Below are 21,244 nucleotides of genomic sequence, written 5' to 3'. Positions count from 1 at the left end.
TCTGCAAGTCAAGTCGTCAATGTGCTTTATTGAAGTAAGCACATGAGAACGCAAGAAAAAACCTTTAAACGGCTACTCTGTTAGCTTCAATTGCGCAACCCAGGACAAGGAAACAGCATGCGAATGATGTTATTGACGGCCAGCCTGCTGGTTGGCCTGAGCTCGATGAGCATGGCCGGCCAGATCTATAAATGGGTGGATAACCAAGGCGTTACGCACTTTGGCGCCCAGCCGCCCGAAGGGGTGCAGGCCACGACGGTGGGCAAATCTTCCCCTCCGGCGCCCAAACCACCGGCGCCCGCGTCGGGCGGGGTAATTGGCGACCAGAAAGCCATCGACCAACAGGTGAAACAGCAAGTCGAGGAACAGGAAGCCCAACTCAAGGCGTTCTGCGAGCAAGCCCGGACCAACCTGGCGCAACTGCAGAACAACCCCAGGGTGCGGGAGGACGTGGAAGGCGAAATGCGCCGCCTCACTGATGAAGAACGGCGCCAGCGCATCGATGAGACCCGTACCCAGGTCGAAGAACACTGCCAATAAAGGCAGTCAGCTGGCGTCACTGATCAACTGGTCGAACTGCGCCAACAGTCGCTGCAACTCGACGCCCTGCCCTGGCCGCTGCGCATAGACCATTTCCGCCATGGCCAGGATGCCTGAGGCATTGGGCAGCGGCAGGTCGTTTTCGAGGATAGCCTTCATCCGCGGCAAGAAGATCCATTGCAGCCATTGCTCGAAATCCAAGGTATCGACCGCGAACGGCTCGACACTCGCCAGCGCCTCGGCCGAAGGCGAAACGCTGCTCCACCAACCCTGGACACGCAGTTCACGCTCGATCAGCAGCAACTGATCGGCAATCTGGAGAAAACGCACGTCCATCAGAGTGAAACCTTGGCCTTCTGGCGAGCCAATGCCGCGCCTGCGGAATCGCCTTGCTTCTCGCGAGCCTGGGCAATCAGCTCCCAAAGACTTGCCTGAAGTGCCGGGCGACCGCTGGAGAATGTCAGGCCGCGACGGGCCAGTTGTTCGGCTTGCGGCGCATCACCCTGGGCCATGCGCACCTGCGCCAGTCGATAAAGGACCTGAGGTTCGCGCGGCGCTACACGCTGGGCGCGCTCGAGGCTGGAAGAAGCACCATTGAGGTCGCCTCCGGCCTGCTGCTGCTGAGCCGTAGTCAAGAGCGCCAATACCGGGCCGTCCAGTTGCTCATCGGCTGACAAACCACCCGAACTGGCCGAAGGAATGCTGCTCGGCGTCGACGGCATGTTGTAGCTGCCCTGGTCGATCGGCGAGGTTTCGATAGGCCCCGGCGTGATAGGGCCTGGGGTAATCGGCGCGCTGCTGATCGGCGCCGAAGTTGTCGCACCGCCACCGGGCACCATCACCACGACACCCGTGTCGCCTTGCGGGATCGCCTGCGTCTGGCCCTGCACTGGCCGCTTCACCGTCGTTTGACGGAAACCACCGTTGGCCGAGACGCGCTCGCTATTGGACACGGCGGTGCCGGAGTCGACAACCGGAATCGAACCGCGCTGTACGGTAGAGCAGCCACTGAGCAAAGCCACGGCGGTTACCGCTGGAATCAACCACTTGTTCACTTGAAACCCTCTTTGCTTAATTCATCCAGTCCTTGACCCAATCCATCACCGATTCGGCGGGATTCTGACCGCCGCATGCTGGGCCGGGCGGCGGTTCGCTGCCGCGAATATACGGCATCTGGACGGCGCCCGGGCAATTGGCGTCGGAGCCTTGTCCGGTGCGCGAGTCGACCCAGGCCTGGACGATGTTGTCCGGCTGCGGCATATCCAGCGGCAACGGATCGGCCTTGCGCATGAAACTGGTCCACACCTGCAACGCACCAGTGGCGCCGGTGAACGGCGTCTTGCCGTTATCGTCACGTCCAAGCCAGACCACCGCCAGTAAATCCTGGCTGAAACCGGCAAACCAACTATCGCGCGAATCGTTACTGGTGCCGGTCTTGCCCGCCAGCGTCAGGGTCCGGGGAAGTACGTTGTAGACCGAGCTGCCGGTGCCTTCACGCATGACCCGCTGCATGGCGCTCTGGATCAGGTAAATGGAAGCAGGATCGAAGCGCTGCTGGACCTGGAACGGATAACGCTTTAGTGGCTCGCCATCAGCTGTGAGCACGCTGCGAATGCCGCGCATCGGGGTATTGAAGCCGCCGTTGGCCAGGGTCTGGTACATGGCCGCCACTTCGATTGGCGTAAGACCACCAGCCCCCAACAGCATCGATGGGAACGCCGGGAATTCACGAGTCACTCCCAGGCGCGCCAAGGTCTTGAGCACGTTTGGCACACCGACTTCCAGCCCGAGCCGAGCAGTCGACAAATTGTAGGAATGCGCCAGGCCTTGATACAAGAACACCGTCCCGTGGGGACGACGATCGTAGTTTTGCGGCGTCCAGACCTGACCGTCCGCGCCCTTGATCGAGAATGACTCGTCGGACAGCCAACTGGTCAGCGTGTATTGGCTCGGTTTTTCCAGGGCGGTCAGGTAAACGGCGGGCTTGATCAACGAGCCGATCGGGCGCACGGCGTCCAATGCCCGGTTGAAGCCAGCATAACTGGCCTGTCGGCTGCCGATCATCGCCTGCACTTCACCGGTTTCCGGGTTGGTCACCACCATGGCAGCTTCGACTTCATCGGAGCCCTTGCGCCCCGCCAATCGCTTGAAGGTATCGTTGACCGAAGCCTCAGCCTTCATCTGCAGGATCGGGTCGAAACTGGTGAAGATTCGCAGGCCTTCTTCGGTCAAGTCTTCGTCACGGTAGTCCTCGCGCAGCTGACGCTTGACCAGGTCCATGAAGCCGGGGAACGAGCTGTCCGCCAGGCTGCCGCGCTTGGTCACGCCCAACGGCATCTTTTTCGCCGCCTCGACCTGCTCGGCTGTTGCCACGCCTTGTTGCTGTAACAGATCCAACACCAGGTTGCGTCGCTCGAGCGCACGTTCCGGATTGCGACGCGGGTTGTAGGAAGACGGCCCCTTGACCATGCCTACCAGCAACGCGACCTGATGCAGCTTCAGCTCCGACAAAGGCTGGCTGAAGAAGAACTGGCTCGCCAGGCCAAAGCCGTGCACCGCCCGCTGGCCGTCCTGACCGACAAACACTTCATTGAGGTAGGCCTCAAGAATTTCCGGCTTGCTGTAGTGCAGCTCCAGCAACAACGCCATCATGGCTTCAGTCAGCTTTCGGGTCAGGCTGCGCTCGTTGGTCAGGTAGAAGTTCTTGACCAGCTGTTGCGTCAGCGTACTACCACCCTGGCGCATGTGGCCGGCGGAGGTATTGACCCACACGGCCCGGGCAATCGACTTGGGGGAGACGCCAAAGTGATGATAGAAATCCCGGTCCTCGACAGCGATCAGGGTCTCGAGCAAGAACGGCGGCACCTGGTCGATCTTGATCAGAATCCGGTCTTCGAGGTTCTTGGGGTACAAGCCGCCGATCAACAGAGGCTCAAGGCGCACCACGGACAGCTTGGCGTTGTTGGCGCCGGTCAGCGCTGCCACGTAGTCGCCGGAGAAGCGCACCCGCACCGGTTGCGCCTGCTCCATCCCTTCATAAAACTGGAAGCCGCGAGTATTGAGGTCGACGGTATTGCCATTGATCGAGGCCGCGCCCGGGCCATTGGCAACGCTTTCACGGCGATAACCCAAAGCATCGAGTTCGGTCAGGAAATCATCCCGGCTCAGCTTTTGTCCGACGAACAGCTCCAGCGGCCGAGCGTAGACCTTGGCCGGTATGGTCCAGCGCTTGCCGGAGAATTTCTCCTGGACCACGGCGTCGAGGTAAACGGCAAAACCGGCGAGCACGACGAGGCCCACCAGGCCGAGTTTAAGGGCCCAGCCCAGCCAAGGCCGCAAGCGGCTGGCGGGTGGTTTTTTAGGGGTGCGGGGGGATCGGGTACGAGTCATGGCGGCGGATTATACGCACTTTGCAGCGCTTCAACATGAGCCCAACCACACAGGCCATCCGGTTTGCGTTAGCGCCGCTTGCCGCCATAATGACGGCCTTGAATTTTTCCAGACTCTGAAGGATCGCCCGTGAGCCAATCACTGATCGCTGCCCTGCAAAACCCTGCCCTTTTCCCGCATCCCGTCGAAGGGTTCCAGGTCATCGAGACCCATATTTCCTGGGTATTGCTCACGGGGCCCTACGCTTACAAATTCAAGAAGCCGGTCAACTTCGGCTTCCTGGATTTCACCAGCCTCGAGGCACGCAAGCATTTCTGTGGCGAAGAGTTGCGCCTGAACCAGCGCTTGACCCAGGATCTGTACCTGGAAGTGCTGCCTATTACCGGCAGCGCCGAAGCGCCAAGCCTGGGCGGCGACGGCCCGGCCATCGAATACGCCCTGAAGATGCGTCAGTTCCCACAGAGCCAATTGCTCAGCACGCTGCAAGCCAACGGCGAGCTGACCACTGCGCATATCGACGAAATGGCCGCGCAGATTGCCCAGTTCCACCTCTCAACGCCCAAAGTGCCCGCCGATAACGCCGCAGGTACGCCGGACAGCGTCATGGCGCCAGTGCGGCAGAACTTCGAACAGATCCGTCCATTCCTCAGCGACAAGGCAGACCTGCTGCAACTTGACGCCCTGCAAGCCTGGGCCCAAAGCAGCTTCGAACGCCTCGAGCCGCTGCTGGCACAGCGCAAGGCCGAAGGCTTCACCCGTGAATGCCACGGCGACATCCATCTGGGCAACGTCACCTTGATCGACGGCAACGTGGTGATCTTCGATTGCATCGAATTCAACGAGCCATTCCGCTTCACCGACGTCTACGCCGACACCGCATTCCTGGCGATGGACCTGGAAGACCGCGGCCTCAAGTCGTTGGCGCGGCGGTTCGTCAGCCAGTACCTGGAACTGACAGGCGATTACCGGGGCCTGGAGCTGCTCAACTTCTATAAAGCCTACCGCGCCCTGGTCCGCGCGAAGGTCGCGCTGTTCAGCATGCCCGCCGAAGCCGATCCGGTACAACGCGCCACCACCCTGCGCCAATACCGCAACTACGCCAACCTGGCCGAAAGCTATAGCACCATTCCATCGCGCTTCCTTGCTATTACCCACGGCCTTTCGGCCGTCGGCAAAAGCCACGTTGCGATGCGCCTGGTTGAGGCACTGGGTGCGATTCGCCTGCGCTCGGACGTGGAGCGCAAGCGCCTGTTCGGTGAGCAGCAAGTAGCGAACGACCCACAGGCCGGCATCTATAGCAGCGACGCCAGCAGCGCGACGTACGCCCGCCTGCATGAAATCGCCGACGTGATCCTGCATGCCGGGTTCCCAGTGGTGGTCGATGCGACTTACCTCAAGCAAGGCCAACGCGACGCGGCGGCCAAGGTTGCCGAGGGCACTGGCGCGCCTTTCCTGATCCTCGACTGCGACGCACCGCAAGCAGTGATCGAAAGCAGGCTCGCCCAGCGCCAAGCGGACCAGAAAGATCCCTCCGACGCAAACCTGGCCGTCATTGCCACCCAACAGGCCAGCCGCGAAGCGTTGACCCCGGCTGAAATCCTCTGCAGCAAGCGGGTTCAGACCAACGAAAGCGGCACGCTGGATGTCGTGGTCGCACAAATCCGCCAACGCTTGCCAGGCTTGTAAGCAACTATTTCGACCGTGAAGCGACACCTGGCTTCACGGTCGTCAAATAGTGGCAGTATACTGGCGTCATAAAACCAACCGGTGATATGACATGAGCCATCCCAAGCTTCTCGACACGCCGCTATATGCCTTGTTGCGCAAAGACGACATTACAGGCTTCAACACCGAACGCCCAAAGGGTCCGATCGACATGCGCGGCGGCGACTTCCGTGGCCTTGACCTTCGCGAACTGAACGCCGAAGACGTGGATTTCACTGACGCCTACTTCCGTTCCGCCGATCTGCGTGGCGTCGACTTTCGCAAGTCGTCGTTGGAAGGCGCGAGCCTCGCCCACGCCCAGATTTCCGGTGCTTACTTTCCGCCCGAGCTGTCTGCCGACGAAATCCTGATGTCGATGAATTTTGGTACTCGGCTGCGCTATCGCACTCGCTGAACCCCTAATAATCGCGCCTGCGACTCCCCACGATCTCCAGCGCCCCCGCCGCGCTGGACGACACGCCTTGCTTACGTTCCGCCCTTATCGTGCGTAATGCATTAGAAGCTTTTGCGCCGCATCCCACCAAAGAATCACGCTTTTCCTACTGAGCGCTACACTCCTGTGAAGCTTGCCCACTGCACCTGTCGGCCGTTCGCAAGGAGGCTCGATGAATGATGAACTGCAACACATGAAGAATCTGGGCAAGACATCAGCCCAGTGGCTGCACGCCGCCGGAATTCACAGCGCCTCGGACCTTCGTCGGCTCGGTGCGGTGGACGCCTATCGCGCCGTTCGCACTCGCGGCTTTCGCGCTTCCAAGGTATTGCTGTACGCCATCGAGGGCGCGCTGATGGACATGCATTGGAATGATATCCCCCCAGAGCGCAAGGAAGCCCTTAACAAACAGCTCGACGCCCTGGCGGCGCGCCACAAAGCCTGACCATTTAGTACCCATGCGCATTGTTGCAACCCAAGAATTCGGGAAATCGAAAAACAGTGTTTGACTTGGTAATGAGAATCGCTATGATTACCACATCCGGTCGCGAGACTGGTCGATATTTGAATAGCCCTTGGTTCGGACTCTCAGATATCTCCTCATCAGGCTAATCACGGTTATTTGACCCGGCTTTTGCCGGGTCTTTTTTTGCCTGCAAGAATCACTTTTGCTGCTGTTCGCGCATCTGTGCGCAGTAATCCTGAGGGGGCGTAGCCGGGGTGTACCACACATAATCCGCCATGGCCGCCGTGACCTCACTGCCCTCCTCGGCCAGCATCAGGACAACTGGCGCGTCGCTGTTCCCCAGATCAAGTACATGCAACGGCACGCCGACATCCCTTCTGGCGTGCCAGGCGCCGGCGAACAACAAGGCAGGTGTCGGCGCCTCAAGCAATCGCTCGGCCATGCGCCGGTCACGCTGCTGCTGGACAGCCAACATCGCCGGCATTTGCGATTCCGGCAGCAGGTCGCAGTGGGATTCGCGGATTTGCTCCAGCAGCACGGTTCTCACAGCGGCCGTATTGGCATGGACACCGCTCAAGGCGGGAGGCCGGCGATAGACCTGTCGGACTTCGTCGTTATCAAGATTCGCCGCCAATACCGGATAAGGTTGCGCCAGGACGAACTCGACGACTGGCCCGTACAGGCTCCAATCCCAACCCGGTGACCAATCCAGTGCATCGGGCAAACTCTCAGGCAAGGCAGGTAACCGGCGAACCGCGTCGACCCGCGGCTGCTGGCGCGGCGTCAGCATTTCCAAGAGCACGCTGCCTTGGGCACGCTGGTCGGCCAAGGCCTGGAGCAACCAGCCTTGCAGCGCATGGTGGTGACGATTGTCGTGCTGTTCCCCCAGCACCACCCGAGGAGCCTTCGCCAGCCGTTCTACCAGCATTTGTGGTGTGACGGACTGGCCGTTGTGCAAATCGCGGATCCGCCCGTCAACCGGTGGCGGTGCAACCGTTTGACACGCCGACAACAGACTCAAAGCCATGACAAGCAACAGGCGCATCGACGTTCTCCAATAGCCTCAGCGGGCGATGATCAATGGATGCCCGCGCTCAGGATGAGATTGCACCAGCACCTCCAGGCCAAACACCGCTTTGAGCGGCTCCGGGCGCAGCACTTGCCGAGGCGTGTCCAGGGCCACCGGACGGCCCGAGGCGAGCAGCAACAGCCGATCACAGTAGCGCGCCGCCAGGTTCAGGTCATGCAGGATGACCAACACCGCAGCGCCGCGACCGGCAAACTCGCGCACCGCTTGCAAGATGGTGTGCTGGTGCAGCGGATCGAGCATCGAGGTCGGCTCATCCAGCAACAAGGTTTGCCCTGCTTCTCCCGGCCATAACTGCGCCAGCACGCGCGCCAGGTGCACCCGCTGGCGCTCGCCGCCAGACAGGGTCAGGTAGTTACGGCCTTGCAGATGCGCGGCGTCGGCGGCCTGCAATGCCGACTCGACGATCTGCGCATCACGTACCCGGCCGCTCTGATGAGGCAGGCGTCCCATGCCGACCACCTCTTCTACACGGAATGCGAAATCCAGCGTCGAGGATTGTGGCAACACCGCCAGGCGCCGCGCACGCTCGGTACCGTCCCATTGGGCCAAGGACCGGTCATCCAGCCAAACCTGTCCCTGGTCCGGGCGCAACTCGCCGCACAACCCGGCGAGCAAAGTGCTTTTACCCGCGCCATTGGGGCCGAGCACACCCAGCACTTCGCCGGGAATGAGTTCCAAGTCGACCTGCGCCAATACGGTTTGCCGGCCGCGATGGATGTGCAAGTCCTGCGCTCGCAACATCAGGCGCGCCCTCTTAGCAATAGATAAAGAAAGAACGGCGCCCCTATGAAAGCCGTGACGATGCCAATCGGCAACTCCGCGGGAGCCAACGCCAGGCGCGCCACCAGGTCGGCAAACAACAGCAGGCTCGCGCCGGCCAGCACGGAGGCGGGCAACAGGATGCGATGGTCGGGGCCGGCCATCAGCCGCACCAGATGCGGCACCACCAACCCGACAAAGCCGATCATTCCAGCCGCCGCGACCGCTGCCCCAACGCCCAATGCCGTGCACAACACCAACTCCCGCTTGAGCCGTTCGACATCGATGCCCAGGTGCGCGGCTTCAGACTCGCCGAGCAGCAATGCATTGAGTGCCCGCGCTCGACGTGGCAACCAGATTGCCACGCCAGCGCTGACTAGCAGCAAAGGCCATAACCGCGCATAGCTGGCACCGTTCAAGCTGCCCAGGTTCCAGAACGTCAGGGTCCGCAACGTCGCATCGTCCGCCAGGTAAGTGAACAAGCCGACCGCCGAGCCGGACAGCGCGGTCAGGGCAATACCCGCCAGAAGCATGGTGGCGACATGCGTCTGGCCGTTGCGCCGGCCAAGGCGATAGACCAGCGCCGTCACCCCGAGCCCGCCGATAAACGCACACAACGACAACACGTAGGGCCCCAACGCTTCGGGCAACCCGCCCAGCGCCGAGCCACCGACAATCGCAAAAGCGGCACCCAGCGCCGCACCACTGGATACGCCTACCAGCCCCGGATCGGCCAGGGGATTGCGAAACAGCCCCTGCATCGCCACACCGGAAAGCGCCAATACGCCGCCCACTGCCAGCCCCAGCAAGGTGCGCGGCAGGCGAATCTGGCCAAGGATCAGCTCGGCCTGCTCCAGCCCATCGGCGGCAACCGGCAGTCCCAACAGGCGCAAGGCGGCACGCGCGGTATCGAACAGGGGCAAGCTTACTGGCCCCAAGGCCAGGGACAGCCAGATCGCCAACAGACACAGCAGTCCCAGGCCGATGAACAACGCCCGCGGCTTGACCAATGCGGTCATGGCTTCTTGGCCGGGTAGAACCCGCTCGTCAACGCCTCCAGGCTTTGCGGCAATCGCGGGCCTAATCCGCCGACCAGCAACGTCGGATCCAGCTCCATGACGCGCCCGTCCTTGGCGGCTGGGGTCGAAGACAGGATTGGGTTTTCCCTGAACAGCGCCACGCGGGCTTCGTTTCCGCTCAAGGCACGATCAGCGAAGACCAGCACTTCAGGATTCAGACTGGCCAAGGTTTCCACGGAAAAAGGTTTGTAACCGCTGTGAGTCGCCAAATTTTCGCCGCCAGCCTGATGCAGCAGCCAATCGGCGGCGGTGTCCTTGCCAGCGATCAGCGTCTTGCCGCCAGCATTGCCCACCAGCAGCAATACGCCCGGCGGCTTTTGCTTGAGCCGGACTTCGTTTAACCGGGCGCCGTGCTCGGCGAGTTGCTGTTGATAACCATCGAACAAGGCCGCGGCCCTGGTCTCGGCGCCCAACAATTGTCCCAAGTGTCGCAAGTTGGCTTGCAGCGCCGCCAGGCTCGGCGCCGCCGAGAACAGTTCGACTTGCACTCCGGCGCTGCGGATTTGCGCCAGCACCGGAGGCGGCCCCATTTCCTCAGTGCCCACCAGGATCTGCGGACGCAAGCTCAGCACACCCTCTGCCGAGAGCTGTCGCTGATAGCCAATACTGGGAAGCGACCGCAACGATTCGGGATGCTGGCTGGTGGTGTCCACCCCCACCAGTTTCGATTCCCCGCCCAGCGCACTGACCCACTCCGACAAGGCACCGCCAGCGCTTACCCAGCGTTGCGGCAGATCGGCCGCCAGCGCTTGCTGGCTGGCGAGCAGGACGAGACAGAGCGCAGCAACGCGAACATTCAGGCGCATCAGGCAGCTTCCTCAAGGATGTTTTTCGCAGGGCTGAACATGGACCCCTTCGGACCCAGTATCCTTGTCACCTGCAAAGGAGGCGCCATTTGATAATTGTTTTCATTTGACCGTCAAGCGCAGACACTTCCCGACACATCCAAATCGAGCGAGCCCGCTCACCGTTCGAGAACGACATGAAATTTCTGTGTGCCGCCGCCGAGCTGCCCGACAACGGCAGTCGCGGCTTCGACATCGAGGGGCGCAAGTTGCTGGCCGTGCGCCGTGCAGGCCAGGCGTATGTCTATTTGAATCGATGCCCGCATCGCGGCGTGCCATTGGAATGGCGGCCCGACCAGTTCCTCGACGCCAGCGCCAGCCTGATCCAGTGCGCCACCCATGGCGCGCTGTTTCTGATTGAAAGCGGCGAATGCGTCGCGGGGCCTTGCGCAGGCCAATCCCTCGCGGCGCTAGAAAGTCGGGAGGACGAGCAAGGCCTCTGGGTCGACCTGTAGCGGTTCCAACAGCACCGGCAGCGGGCGATCCACCCACATCTGCTGCGGCGTCAAGGTCACGCCATAAGCCAGTACTTCCACCCCTGCTGCCACCGCCTCGCGCAACGCGGCAGCATAGCCAGGATCGATTTCCTGCGCCGGGCGCACCGCGTCGATGCCGCTCAGGTTCACGCAATACAACTGCACCGCCCGCACGCCTTGCCGAGCCAGACAGGCAAGCTCCCTCAGGTGCTTGGCACCGCGCAGTGTCACCGCATCGGGAAACGCCGCCACGTTAGTCCCGGCGAAACCCAGGGTGACGCTCTTGACCTCGACCCAGGCCGAACTGTGATCAGCGTAGTCCAATCGAAAGTCGATACGACTGTTTTCCACGCCATAGGCGACTTCCCGCTTCAACCCGGTAAAACCGTTCAGTTCGCGGATGACACCGGCGCGTAGCGCTTCCTCGATCAGGGCGTTGGCCCGCGCCGTATTGATGCAGGCCAACCGTCCCTGTGGGGTTTCACCGATCTCCCATGTGCCGGGCAATTTGCGCTTGGGGTCGCTGGAGCGGCTGAACCAGACGCGTGCGCCCTCGGCCATGCAATTGAGCATCGAACCGGTGTTAGGGCAGTGAATCGTCAACAGTTCGCCGTGAACGGTCTCGATATCGGCCAGGAAACGCTTGTAACGTCGAATCAGCCGTCCTTCTTCCAAATCAGGGGAAAAACGCATCAGCCTTGCCAGCTCCGTAATCCACGTCCAATTCGCTCCACTGCTTCCTGAAGCCGCGGCAGGCTTTGGGTATAGGCGAAACGCACATGATGGCCGGCCTGATGGCGACCGAAATCCAGTCCCGGCGTGAACGCCACGTGTTCGGTTTCAAGAAAATGCTGGCAGAACGCAAAGGCATCGCCGCCGAATGCGCTGATGTCGGCATACAGGTAAAACGCGCCTTGGGGTTCGACCGCAATGCCGAACCCCATTCCACGCAAGGCGGGCAGCAGGAAGTCGCGGCGCCGCGCGAACTCGGCCCGACGTTGCTCGAAAATCTCGATGGTTGCCGGTTCGAAACAGGCCAAGGCCGCGTACTGGGCCATGCTCGGCGCACTGATGTAGAGGTTCTGTGCGAGTTTCTCCAACTCACCGATGGCTGCCGAAGGAGCCACCAGCCAACCGAGCCGCCAACCGGTCATGCCGAAATACTTGGAAAAACTATTGAGGACAAAGGCATCGTCATCGACTTCCAGCACGCTGGCGGCATCGGTGCCATAGGTCAGGCCGTGATAGATCTCATCCACCACCAGATGGCCTTTGTGCGCCTTGATCGCCTTCGACAAGCCGGCCAGTTCATCGCGGCTGAGGATCGTCCCGGTCGGATTGGCCGGCGATGCCACCAGCGCGCCAACACTGTTCTGGTCCCAGTGGCGATCCACCAGGTCCGGGGTCAACTGATAGCGCACGTCCGGCCCCACCGGCACCAGTTGCGCCGCGCCTTCGATCAAGCGCAGGAAATGGCGGTTGCACGGATAGCCAGGGTCGGCCAACAGCCAATGCTTGCCTGGATCCACCAGCAAGGCGCTGGTCAGCAGCAACGCGCCAGAGCCACCCGGAGTGACCAGGACGCGCCGGGGATCGATGTCTACGCCGTAGCGCTGAGCGTAAAAACCGGCGATCGCCTCGCGCAGTTCGGGAATGCCGCGCGCAGCGGTGTAACGAGTCTTGCCCGCTGCCAGGGCGGCCTGGCCGGCACGAATGATCGGCTCGGCGGTGGTGAAGTCCGGCTCGCCGATCTCCAAGTGAATGACATCGTGCCCGGCGGCCTGCAATTCGTTGGCCCGCGCCAGCAGCGCCATGACATGGAAAGGTTCGATGGCACGGCTGCGTGCACTGTAGGGCTGGGCCATTAGCCTTCCTTCGCCTGAAAAGAACCGATTCTACCCAACTCCGGAACCGGTGCGGGAACGAGCGCGAATCGAAAACGGTCCTAGCCCGTAGATCGCTGGAAATGGTTCCGGCGATTGGCCCAGGCTTGACTAGAATCAAGCATTGAGCAGGATTCCGTCCCCACCGAAGCGAACCTGGCCACCTTTTGCAGGCCCCGAGCGTCCCAGGCTCGACAACCGGGAGTAGCGCGGCCCGATTTGATCTGGTAAGTTCGCCCGCTTGCAGCCGCAGGGCCGGCAGGTGTCGGTGATGGAGCAATCCTGCGTAGTGGATTACAAGAGTAGAGGCGGTCCATTCATGCCCACCCAAGCAAAGCAGAATCAAAATCAGTCGCTCAGCGGGTTTGAGCCATACGTGCCGCAACCGGGCGAAGAGTACATGGGCGCCCCGATGCGCGCGCACTTCACCAAGATCCTGAACAAGTGGAAACAGGACTTGATGCAGGAAGTCGACCGCACCGTTGATCACATGAAAGACGACGCTGCCAACTTCCCTGACCCGGCCGATCGTGCCAGCCAGGAAGAGGAATTCAGCCTTGAATTGCGCGCCCGCGATCGCGAGCGCAAGCTGATCAAGAAAATCGACAAGACCCTGCAACTGATCGAAGACGAAGAGTACGGCTGGTGCGAGTCGTGCGGCGTCGAGATCGGCGTCAAGCGACTGGAAGCACGCCCGACCGCTGACATGTGCGTCGACTGCAAGACCCTTGCGGAAATCAAGGAAAAACAGGTCGGCAAATAATCGCCGGGGCTGTCATTGAAACGGAGCGTTCATACGCTCCGTTTTTTGTTTCCGACGTTTCGCCAGCTGGCAAAACCCAGTCGGGGACAATCGGATCGCAAATGTGTATTTCTGCCTGATTGGACTCAGTAACCGGCGCCCTATGACCATCACCGCCTCCTATATCGGTCGCTTCGCCCCTACACCAAGCGGCCACCTGCATTTCGGCTCGCTGGTCGCCGCACTGGCCTCATACCTGGACGCCCGGGCGACGGGCGGGCGCTGGTTGCTGCGCATGGAGGACCTTGATCCGCCACGGGAAGAGCCCGGCGCGCAAATGGCAATCCTCAAGGCGCTGGAAAGCTACGGCTTTGAATGGGACGGCGAAATGGTGCGCCAGAGCGACCGCCATGAAGCCTACCAGCAGGTTATCGATCGTTTGCTCAGCCAAGGCCTGGCTTACGCCTGTACCTGTTCGCGCAAGCAACTGGAACCGTATCAAGGCGTTTACCCGGGACTCTGTCGTAACGCCGGCCACGACACTGAGGACGCCGCCATCCGCCTGCGCGTCCCCGAGCTCGAATATCATTTCATCGATCGGGTCCAGGGCGAGTTCCGCCAGCACCTGGGTCGCGAAGCCGGTGACTTCGTGATCCGCCGTCGCGACGGACTCTACGCTTATCAGTTGGCCGTGGTCTTGGACGATGCCTGGCAGGGCGTCACCGATATCGTGCGGGGCGCCGACCTGCTGGACTCCACGCCGCGCCAGCTCTACTTGCAAGAGCTGCTCGGATTGCCGCAACCGCGTTACCTGCACGTGCCGTTGATTACCCAGCCGGACGGGCACAAGCTCGGCAAAAGCTACCGCTCGCCACCGCTGGCCGCCGATCAGGCCGCGCCGCTGCTGTTGCGAGCATTAAGGGCGCTGGGCCAACAACCGCCTTGCGAACTGGACGACGCCAACCCTCGGGAGCTGCTGGATTGGGGCTCGCGTCACTGGGATGCGACGTTGATCCCGCGCACGCTGACCTTGCCCGAAGCGCAATTACGTTGACGGCCCTTGCAGCTTGGCGCCCATCCGTTACCATCGCCGCACGTTTTCGGGCACGCGCATAAACAAGAGAGGCCGGGATGTACATCTATCGCTTGGTCCTGCTCCTGGTAGTGGGGATTTACCTGTTCTCCCCGGCCATCATGGATTGGTGGATCGACGCCACGGGTGCCTGGTATCGGCCGTATCTGCTCTGGCTGATCCTGATCGTCGTGACCTTCATCCTTCAGAGCCAAAAAGATGCCGATGAGCTTTAGCCTGACCCAGATGATCCTGATCAGCGCCGCCTACCTGGCGGTGCTGTTCGGCGTGGCCTGGATCAGCGAACGAGGCATGATCCCACGGGCAATCATCCGCCATCCGCTGACCTACACCCTGTCGCTGGGCGTGTATGCCAGCGCTTGGGCGTTCTATGGCACGGTTGGCCTGGCCTATCAGTACGGCTACGGTTTTCTGTCCAGCTACCTCGGGGTCTCCGGTGCATTCCTGCTGGCGCCGGTGCTGCTTTATCCGATCCTGAAGATCACCCGCACCTACCAGCTCTCATCGCTGGCCGACCTGTTCGCCTTTCGTTTCCGCAGCACCTGGGCCGGCGCGCTGACCACCATTTTCATGCTGGTCGGCGTCTTGCCTCTGCTGGCCCTGCAAATGCAGGCCGTGGCTGACTCAATCAGTATCCTGACCCGCGAACCGGTGCAGCATCGCGTGGCGTTGAGCTTTTGCGTCCTGATCATCCTGTTCACGATTTTCTTCGGCTCCCGGCACATCGCCACCCGTGAAAAGCACGAAGGCCTGGTGTTCGCGATCGCCTTTGAGTCGGTGATCAAGCTGATCGCCATCGGCGGTGTCGGCCTCTATGCCTTGTACGGAGTATTCGACGGTCCGCAGCAGCTTGAGCTCTGGCTGCTGCAGAACCAGACCGCCCTCGCCGCCTTGCACACGCCCTTGCAAGAAGGCCCGTGGCGCACACTGTTGTTGGTGTTCTTCGCTTCGGCGATCGTGATGCCGCACATGTACCACATGACTTTTACCGAAAATCTCAACCCGCGCTCGCTGGTCAGTGCAAGCTGGGGCCTGCCGCTGTTCCTGCTGTTGATGAGCCTGGCCGTGCCGCTGATCCTCTGGGCCGGGCTGAAGCTGGGCGCCAGTACCAACCCGGAATACTTCACCCTGGGCATTGGCATCGCCGCGAACAACAAAGCCTTGGCCTTGCTGGCTTATATCGGCGGCCTGTCGGCGGCCAGCGGATTGATCATCGTGACCACGCTGGCGCTGTCGGGCATGGCCCTCAATCATCTGGTGCTGCCGCTGTACCAGCCGCCAGCGGAGGGAAATATCTACCGCTGGCTGAAATGGACTCGTCGGGCGTTGATCGTGGCGATCATCATGGCTGGCTACGGCTTCTACCTGATGCTGGGCGACGGGCAGGACCTGGCTAACCTGGGCATCGTCGCGTTCGTCGCAACCTTGCAGTTCCTGCCCGGCGTGCTGTCGGTGCTGTATTGGCCAACCGCCAACCGTCGAGGCTTTATCGCCGGGCTGTTGGCGGGGATCCTGGTTTGGCTGGTCGCCATGCTGTTGCCGCTGCTCGGCAACCTGCAAGGTTTCTATATTCCGCTGCTGAACATGATCTACGTGCTCGACGACACCAGTTGGCACATGGCAGCCATCGCCTCGCTGGCGGCGAACGTGCTGACGTTTACCCTGATTTCACTGTTCACCAACGCCAGCAGTGAAGAAGCCAGCGCCGCCGAAGCCTGCGCGGTGGATAACGTTCGCCGCCCGCAACGCCGCGAATTGCATGCCGCCTCACCGCAAGAGTTCGCCACGCAACTGGCCAAGCCCCTCGGCGCCAAGGCCGCGCAAAAGGAAGTCGAACAGGCCCTGCGCGACCTTTACCTGCCATTCGATGAACGCCGCCCGTATGCCTTGCGGCGCCTGCGCGACCGGATCGAGGCCAACCTGTCCGGCCTGATGGGCCCAAGCGTGGCCCAGGACATGGTCGAGACGTTCCTGCCCTACAAGGCCGGCGGCGAGAACTATGTCACCGAAGACATCCACTTCATCGAAAGCCGCCTCGAGGATTACCACTCGCGCCTTACCGGCCTGGCCGCCGAACTGGACGCCTTGCGCCGTTACCACCGCCAGACCTTGCAGGAACTGCCGATGGGCGTGTGCTCCCTGGCCAAGGACCAGGAAATCCTGATGTGGAACAAGGCCATGGAAGAACTGACCGGGATCGCCGCCCAGCGCGTGGTCGGCTCACGCCTGAGCACCTTGGGCGAGCCGTGGAAAGGTTTGCTGCAAGGCTTCATCGACCTGCCCGACGAACACCTGCATAAACAACACCTGGCGCTCGACGGCCAGACCCGTTGGCTGAACTTGCACAAAGCGGCCATCGACGAGCCGCTGGCACCGGGTAACAGCGGGCTGGTGCTGTTGGTGGAAGATTTGACCGACACCCAGATGCTCGAAGACAAGCTGGTCCACTCCGAGCGGCTGGCCAGCATCGGTCGACTGGCCGCCGGCGTCGCCCACGAAATCGGCAACCCCATCACTGGCATCGCCTGCCTGGCCCAGAATCTGCGCGAAGAGCGCGAGGACGACGGCGAGCTGACGGAAATCAGCGGCCAGATCCTCGAACAGACCAAGCGCGTGTCACGCATCGTCCAGTCCTTGATGAGTTTCGCCCATGCCGGCGGCCACCAGCACAACGACGAACCGGTCTGCCTGGCCGAAGTGGCCCAGGACGCCATAGGCCTGCTGGCGCTCAACCGACGCAATTTCGAAGTCCAGTTTTTCAACCTGTGCGATCCGGATCATTGGGTCGATGGCGACCCCCAGCGCCTCGCCCAAGTGCTGATCAACCTGTTGTCCAACGCCCGCGACGCTTCACCGGCCGGCAGTGCGGTCCGCGTCAAGAGCGAAGCTTTCGAACATACGGTCGACCTGATCGTCGAAGACGAAGGCAGCGGCATCCCACAGAACATCATGGATCGATTGTTCGAACCTTTCTTCACCACCAAGGATCCTGGCGAGGGCACCGGTCTGGGCCTCGCACTGGTCTATTCCATCGTTGAAGAGCATTATGGACAAATCACCATCGACAGCCCGGCCGATGTTCAGGGCCAACGCGGCACCCGTATCCGGGTAACCTTGCCACGTCATGTCGAAGCGACGTCCGCTGTGAACTGAGACCGTCGAGAGAATCGAATCAATGCCGCACATTTTGATCGTCGAAGACGAAACAATTATCCGCTCCGCCTTGCGCCGCCTGCTGGAACGCAACCAGTACCAGGTCAGCGAAGCCGGTTCTGTGCAGGAAGCACAAGAGCGTTTCAGCATTCCAACGTTTGACCTGATCGTCAGCGACCTGCGCCTGCCTGGCGCCCCCGGCACCGAACTGATCAAGCTCGGCCAGGGCACGCCTGTGCTGATCATGACCAGTTACGCCAGCCTGCGCTCGGCGGTCGACTCGATGAAAATGGGTGCCGTGGACTACATCGCCAAACCCTTCGACCACGACGAAATGCTCCAGGCCGTGGCCCGCATCCTGCGCGATCGACAAACGGCGACCAGCCAACCTTCGGAACCGACGAACGGCAAGGCGGCCTCAGGCAAGGCAGGCGCCAGCAGCAGTAACGGCGAAATCGGCATCATCGGTTCTTGCCCGCCCATGCAGGACCTTTACAGCAAGATTCGCAAAGTGGCACCGACCGACTCCAATGTCCTGATCCAGGGCGAGTCCGGTACTGGCAAGGAGCTGGTGGCCAGGGCGCTGCATAATCTTTCCCGTCGGGCCAAGGCACCGATGATTTCGGTGAACTGCGCAGCCATTCCGGAAAGCCTGATCGAGTCCGAGCTGTTCGGTCATGAAAAAGGCGCGTTCACTGGCGCTAGCGCCGGACGCGCCGGCCTGGTGGAAGCGGCGGATGGCGGCACGCTGTTCCTCGATGAAATTGGTGAACTGCCGCTGGAAGCCCAGGCGCGATTGCTGCGGGTGCTCCAGGAAGGCGAAATTCGTCGAGTCGGTTCGGTCCAGTCGCAAAAGGTCGATGTACGCCTGATCGCGGCGACCCACCGAGACCTCAAGAGCCTGGCTAAAATCGGCCAGTTCCGGGAAGACTTGTATTACCGGCTGCACGTGATCGCCCTGAAGCTGCCGCCCCTGCGCGAACGCGGCGCAGACGTCAACGAGATCGCAGGCGCCTTTCTTGCCCGTCAGAGCGCGCGCGTCAACCGCACCGACCTGAAATTCGCCCCGGACGCCGAGCAGGCCATTCGTCACTACGCCTGGCCTGGTAACGTCCGCGAACTGGAAAACGCTGTGGAGCGAGCGGTAATCCTGTGCGAAAGCCCGGAAATTTCCGCTGACCTGCTGGGTATCGACATTGAATTGAGCGACCTGGACGATGACGAGTTCATCGGTCTCGCACCTCAGCAAGGCGGCGCGAACAACAACAGCCACGAGCCTACCGAAGACCTGTCACTGGAAGACTACTTCCAGCATTTCGTCCTGGAACACCAGGATCACATGACCGAGACCGAACTGGCTCGCAAGCTGGGCGTGAGTCGCAAATGCCTGTGGGAACGCCGCCAACGCCTGGGTATCCCACGGCGCAAGACCGGGGTCGCCAGCGAGAGCTGACCCGTGCGGGTAACACGGTCGAATGTGAAAAAACTGTTACCCCAGCTTTTTCACGTAACAGAAGCCGGGGTTTACGGTAACGAAACCCCGGCTTTTTTTCGCCCTGAAAAAACCGCTATAACCATAGAACCCCCGGTTTCTCTGGGCCTGACAAAAGTTGGCACGCACCCTGCTATAGCTTTGGTACAAGAACAATAACAAGCAATGCACAAGACAATAAAAATAAGACGAATCGACTCACGCACAATAAAAACAAGACGGCGAGAGGCGCAGCTAACTGATTCTTTTGGAGAGGCGTTGTATTTGGGGCTTGCCCCGCAACCAGGCTGAGAACAATAAAACTGTCTCAAGACAGGTGCCTGAACTGGTTGGATCGATTGATCACTGCAACACAGCGACCAAAGCAATCCGTTTGCTCTTGGCTCCCGATTGGGAGGGTCACGAAGGGAAAACCTCGTGGCGCGGGCACTCAACAAAAACAAGAAGCCCGAAACCAATAATAAAAACGAGCACGCAACTAATTCTGGGGGAGCTTCGGCTCCCCTTGTGGTTTCTGTCATTCCCTGCCCCGAAGCCTCCTACAGAGCTTGTCGCTTAAAGCTTGCAGCTCAAAACTCCTGTGTCCTACACCATCCCTCGACTAAATGCTAGAATCCCCGCCCATCATGCGGTCATTCCTTGTTTGTGGCCGAATATTCCTTCAAACAGTGCCTCCCATGCTGAAGAAGCTGTTCCAGTCATTCCGTTCTCCCTTGCGTCGTACGCAACATATTCGCAGCACGCCTGAAGTGCTCAACAGCGGCCAGCATTCATTGCAAAAGGCCCAATTCAGCCGTTATGCGGTGAACATCGTCGAACGCCTGCAGAACGCCGGCTACCAGGCTTATCTGGTCGGCGGGTGCGTGCGCGACATGCTGTTGAACATCACCCCCAAGGATTTCGACGTCGCCACCAGCGCCACGCCTGAGCAGATACGGGCCGAGTTTCGCAATGCGCGAATCATCGGGCGCCGTTTCAAGCTGGTGCACATCCACTTCGGCCGCGAAATCATCGAGGTGGCGACGTTCCGCGCCAACCATCCGCAAAGTGACGAGGAAGAAGATAGCAACCAGTCTTCTCGCAACGAGAGCGGACGCATCCTGCGCGATAACGTCTACGGCACGCTGGAAGAAGATGCGCAACGCCGCGACTTCACCATCAACGCCCTCTATTACGACCCGGTCAGCGAGCGCATTCTCGATTACGCCAACGGCGTACATGACATCCGCAACCGTCTCATCCGGCTGATCGGCGATCCCAAGCAGCGCTACCAGGAAGACCCGGTGCGGATGCTGCGGGCCGTGCGTTTCGCAGCCAAGCTGGATTTCGGCATCGAGAAGCACAGCGCCATGCCGATTCGCGAACTGGCCCCGATGCTGAGGGAGATTCCTTCGGCGCGCCTGTTCGAGGAAGTCCTCAAGTTGTTCCTGTCGGGTAACGCGGCAGATACCTTCGAGATGCTGGTGGACCTGCAGTTGTTCGACCCCCTGTTCCCGGCCAGTGCCGAGGCGCTGGAATACAACCCGACCTACACCCACACCTTGATCAGCGAAGCGCTGATCAACACCGACCTGCGCATCAAGCAGAACAAACCGGTGACCCCAGCGTTCCTGTTCGCCGCCTTGCTCTGGCCTGCCCTGCCCGCCCGGGTATTGCGCTTGCAGGAGCGCGGCATGCCACCGATCCCGGCAATGCAGGAAGCCGCCCATGAGCTGATCGCCGAACAGTGCCAGCGCATCGCGATTCCCAAACGTTTCACGATGCCGATCCGCGAGATCTGGGACATGCAGGAGCGCCTGCCACGGCGCAGCGGCAAACGTGCCGATCTGTTGCTGGACAACCCGCGTTTCCGCGCCGGCTATGACTTCCTGCTGCTGCGCGAAAGCGCCGGCGAGCAGACCGATGGCCTGGGCGAATGGTGGACTGATTACCAAGATGCCAACGACAGCGAACGCCGCGACATGATCCGCGAGCTCAGCGGCAAGGACGACGGCGCCAGCGGCCCCCGCAAGCGTCGGCGCAGCAGTGGCGCCAAGCGTAAACGTGCCGGTGTGCCAAGCGCCTCGGACGAGTAATCG

General features: G+C 61.2%; 20 protein-coding genes. 11 read left to right on the top strand and 9 right to left on the bottom strand.

The annotated features are described in order from the left end of the window. The first annotated feature begins 117 nt into the window (after nucleotides 1-117). Complete coding sequence (locus tag HU806_RS18640) at nucleotides 118-540, top strand: DUF4124 domain-containing protein (RefSeq protein WP_186613147.1); 423 nt, start codon at nucleotides 118-120, stop codon at nucleotides 538-540. Nucleotides 541-546: 6 nt separating this feature from the next. On the opposite strand, the gene HU806_RS18635 is transcribed toward HU806_RS18640, so the two are convergent. From HU806_RS18635 to mrcB, 3 genes are read right to left on the bottom strand one after another with little or no spacing between them, the layout of a single operon-like run. Next, nucleotides 547-876 (bottom strand): YqcC family protein, encoded by a 330-nt coding sequence (locus HU806_RS18635; protein WP_186613144.1) that lies wholly within the window; start codon nucleotides 874-876, stop codon nucleotides 547-549. Continuing rightward, nucleotides 876-1,595: a hypothetical protein gene (locus HU806_RS18630; RefSeq protein ID WP_186613142.1), complete on the bottom strand. Its 720-nt coding sequence runs from the start codon at nucleotides 1,593-1,595 to the stop codon at nucleotides 876-878. The genes HU806_RS18635 and HU806_RS18630 overlap by 1 nt, the downstream gene beginning before the upstream one ends. A gap of 16 nt (nucleotides 1,596-1,611) precedes the next feature. Beyond that, on the bottom strand, nucleotides 1,612-3,930 hold the full coding sequence (gene mrcB / locus HU806_RS18625; protein ID WP_186613140.1) for a penicillin-binding protein 1B: 2,319 nt from the start codon (nucleotides 3,928-3,930) through the stop codon (nucleotides 1,612-1,614). Between the two features lie 129 nt (nucleotides 3,931-4,059). Between mrcB and HU806_RS18620 the strand changes: the two genes are divergently transcribed. The 3 genes from HU806_RS18620 to HU806_RS18610 all read left to right on the top strand — a co-directional run bounded on the left by HU806_RS18620 (nucleotide 4,060) and on the right by HU806_RS18610 (nucleotide 6,533). Continuing rightward, entirely contained in the window at nucleotides 4,060-5,616 is a 1,557-nt protein-coding gene (locus tag HU806_RS18620) for an AAA family ATPase (RefSeq protein ID WP_186613138.1), read from the top strand. Between the two features lie 91 nt (nucleotides 5,617-5,707). Beyond that, the gene (locus HU806_RS18615; RefSeq protein ID WP_186613136.1) at nucleotides 5,708-6,049 is read left to right on the top strand and encodes a pentapeptide repeat-containing protein; all 342 of its coding nucleotides are present in this window, start codon (nucleotides 5,708-5,710) and stop codon (nucleotides 6,047-6,049) included. A 211-nt stretch (nucleotides 6,050-6,260) separates the two neighbouring features. Beyond that, nucleotides 6,261-6,533 carry a TfoX/Sxy family protein gene (locus HU806_RS18610; RefSeq protein ID WP_186613134.1) on the top strand — a complete coding sequence of 91 codons (273 nt, stop codon included), beginning with the start codon at nucleotides 6,261-6,263 and terminating at the stop codon, nucleotides 6,531-6,533. A 217-nt stretch (nucleotides 6,534-6,750) separates the two neighbouring features. On the opposite strand, the gene HU806_RS18605 is transcribed toward HU806_RS18610, so the two are convergent. Genes HU806_RS18605 through HU806_RS18590 form a run of 4 tightly spaced genes read right to left on the bottom strand, consistent with a single transcriptional unit; the run spans nucleotide 6,751 to nucleotide 10,288 of the window. Then, the gene (locus HU806_RS18605; RefSeq protein WP_186613132.1) at nucleotides 6,751-7,599 is read right to left on the bottom strand and encodes a ChaN family lipoprotein; all 849 of its coding nucleotides are present in this window, start codon (nucleotides 7,597-7,599) and stop codon (nucleotides 6,751-6,753) included. A gap of 18 nt (nucleotides 7,600-7,617) precedes the next feature. Continuing rightward, entirely contained in the window at nucleotides 7,618-8,385 is a 768-nt protein-coding gene (locus HU806_RS18600) for a heme ABC transporter ATP-binding protein (RefSeq protein ID WP_186613130.1), read from the bottom strand. After that, entirely contained in the window at nucleotides 8,385-9,368 is a 984-nt protein-coding gene (locus tag HU806_RS18595; RefSeq protein ID WP_186613159.1) for a FecCD family ABC transporter permease, read from the bottom strand. The genes HU806_RS18600 and HU806_RS18595 overlap by 1 nt, the downstream gene beginning before the upstream one ends. A 50-nt stretch (nucleotides 9,369-9,418) precedes the next feature. Next, the gene (locus tag HU806_RS18590; RefSeq protein WP_186613128.1) at nucleotides 9,419-10,288 is read right to left on the bottom strand and encodes a heme/hemin ABC transporter substrate-binding protein; all 870 of its coding nucleotides are present in this window, start codon (nucleotides 10,286-10,288) and stop codon (nucleotides 9,419-9,421) included. Nucleotides 10,289-10,464: 176 nt separating this feature from the next. Between HU806_RS18590 and HU806_RS18585 the strand changes: the two genes are divergently transcribed. Continuing rightward, nucleotides 10,465-10,782 carry a Rieske (2Fe-2S) protein gene (locus HU806_RS18585; protein WP_186613126.1) on the top strand — a complete coding sequence of 106 codons (318 nt, stop codon included), beginning with the start codon at nucleotides 10,465-10,467 and terminating at the stop codon, nucleotides 10,780-10,782. Here HU806_RS18585 and sfsA read toward each other — a convergent pair. After that, nucleotides 10,738-11,496: a DNA/RNA nuclease SfsA gene (gene sfsA / locus HU806_RS18580; RefSeq protein WP_186613124.1), complete on the bottom strand. Its 759-nt coding sequence runs from the start codon at nucleotides 11,494-11,496 to the stop codon at nucleotides 10,738-10,740. The two genes, HU806_RS18585 and sfsA, sit on opposite strands and share 45 nt — an antisense overlap. After that, on the bottom strand, nucleotides 11,496-12,668 hold the full coding sequence (locus HU806_RS18575) for a pyridoxal phosphate-dependent aminotransferase (RefSeq protein ID WP_186613122.1): 1,173 nt from the start codon (nucleotides 12,666-12,668) through the stop codon (nucleotides 11,496-11,498). Before HU806_RS18575 ends, sfsA begins: the two co-directional genes overlap by 1 nt. A 337-nt stretch (nucleotides 12,669-13,005) precedes the next feature. On the opposite strand from HU806_RS18575, the gene dksA reads away from it, so the two are divergent. From dksA to HU806_RS18545, 6 genes are all read left to right on the top strand, one after another. Next, on the top strand, nucleotides 13,006-13,449 hold the full coding sequence (gene dksA, locus HU806_RS18570) for an RNA polymerase-binding protein DksA (protein ID WP_186613120.1): 444 nt from the start codon (nucleotides 13,006-13,008) through the stop codon (nucleotides 13,447-13,449). A 148-nt stretch (nucleotides 13,450-13,597) separates the two neighbouring features. Further along, nucleotides 13,598-14,482, top strand: coding sequence for a tRNA glutamyl-Q(34) synthetase GluQRS (gene gluQRS / locus HU806_RS18565; RefSeq protein WP_186613157.1), 885 nt, complete (start codon nucleotides 13,598-13,600; stop codon nucleotides 14,480-14,482). A 77-nt stretch (nucleotides 14,483-14,559) separates the two neighbouring features. Beyond that, the gene (locus HU806_RS18560; RefSeq protein ID WP_003176118.1) at nucleotides 14,560-14,736 is read left to right on the top strand and encodes a hypothetical protein; all 177 of its coding nucleotides are present in this window, start codon (nucleotides 14,560-14,562) and stop codon (nucleotides 14,734-14,736) included. Beyond that, nucleotides 14,720-17,674: a sensor histidine kinase gene (locus HU806_RS18555; protein WP_186613118.1), complete on the top strand. Its 2,955-nt coding sequence runs from the start codon at nucleotides 14,720-14,722 to the stop codon at nucleotides 17,672-17,674. Before HU806_RS18560 ends, HU806_RS18555 begins: the two co-directional genes overlap by 17 nt. A 22-nt stretch (nucleotides 17,675-17,696) precedes the next feature. Then, on the top strand, nucleotides 17,697-19,127 hold the full coding sequence (locus HU806_RS18550; RefSeq protein ID WP_186613116.1) for a sigma-54-dependent transcriptional regulator: 1,431 nt from the start codon (nucleotides 17,697-17,699) through the stop codon (nucleotides 19,125-19,127). Nucleotides 19,128-19,843: 716 nt separating this feature from the next. Beyond that, a complete protein-coding gene (locus HU806_RS18545) occupies nucleotides 19,844-21,241 on the top strand; it encodes a polynucleotide adenylyltransferase PcnB (protein WP_186613114.1) in 1,398 nt (465 codons plus the stop codon). Nucleotides 21,242-21,244: the final 3 nt, after the last annotated feature.

It is taken from the genome of Pseudomonas sp. SWRI154 (genome assembly GCF_014268645.1).
Taxonomy (GTDB): domain Bacteria; phylum Pseudomonadota; class Gammaproteobacteria; order Pseudomonadales; family Pseudomonadaceae; genus Aquipseudomonas; species Aquipseudomonas marvdashtae.
The sequence above is the reverse complement of the archived record's forward strand: the minus strand, read 5'-3'. Positions and strand labels throughout refer to the sequence as shown.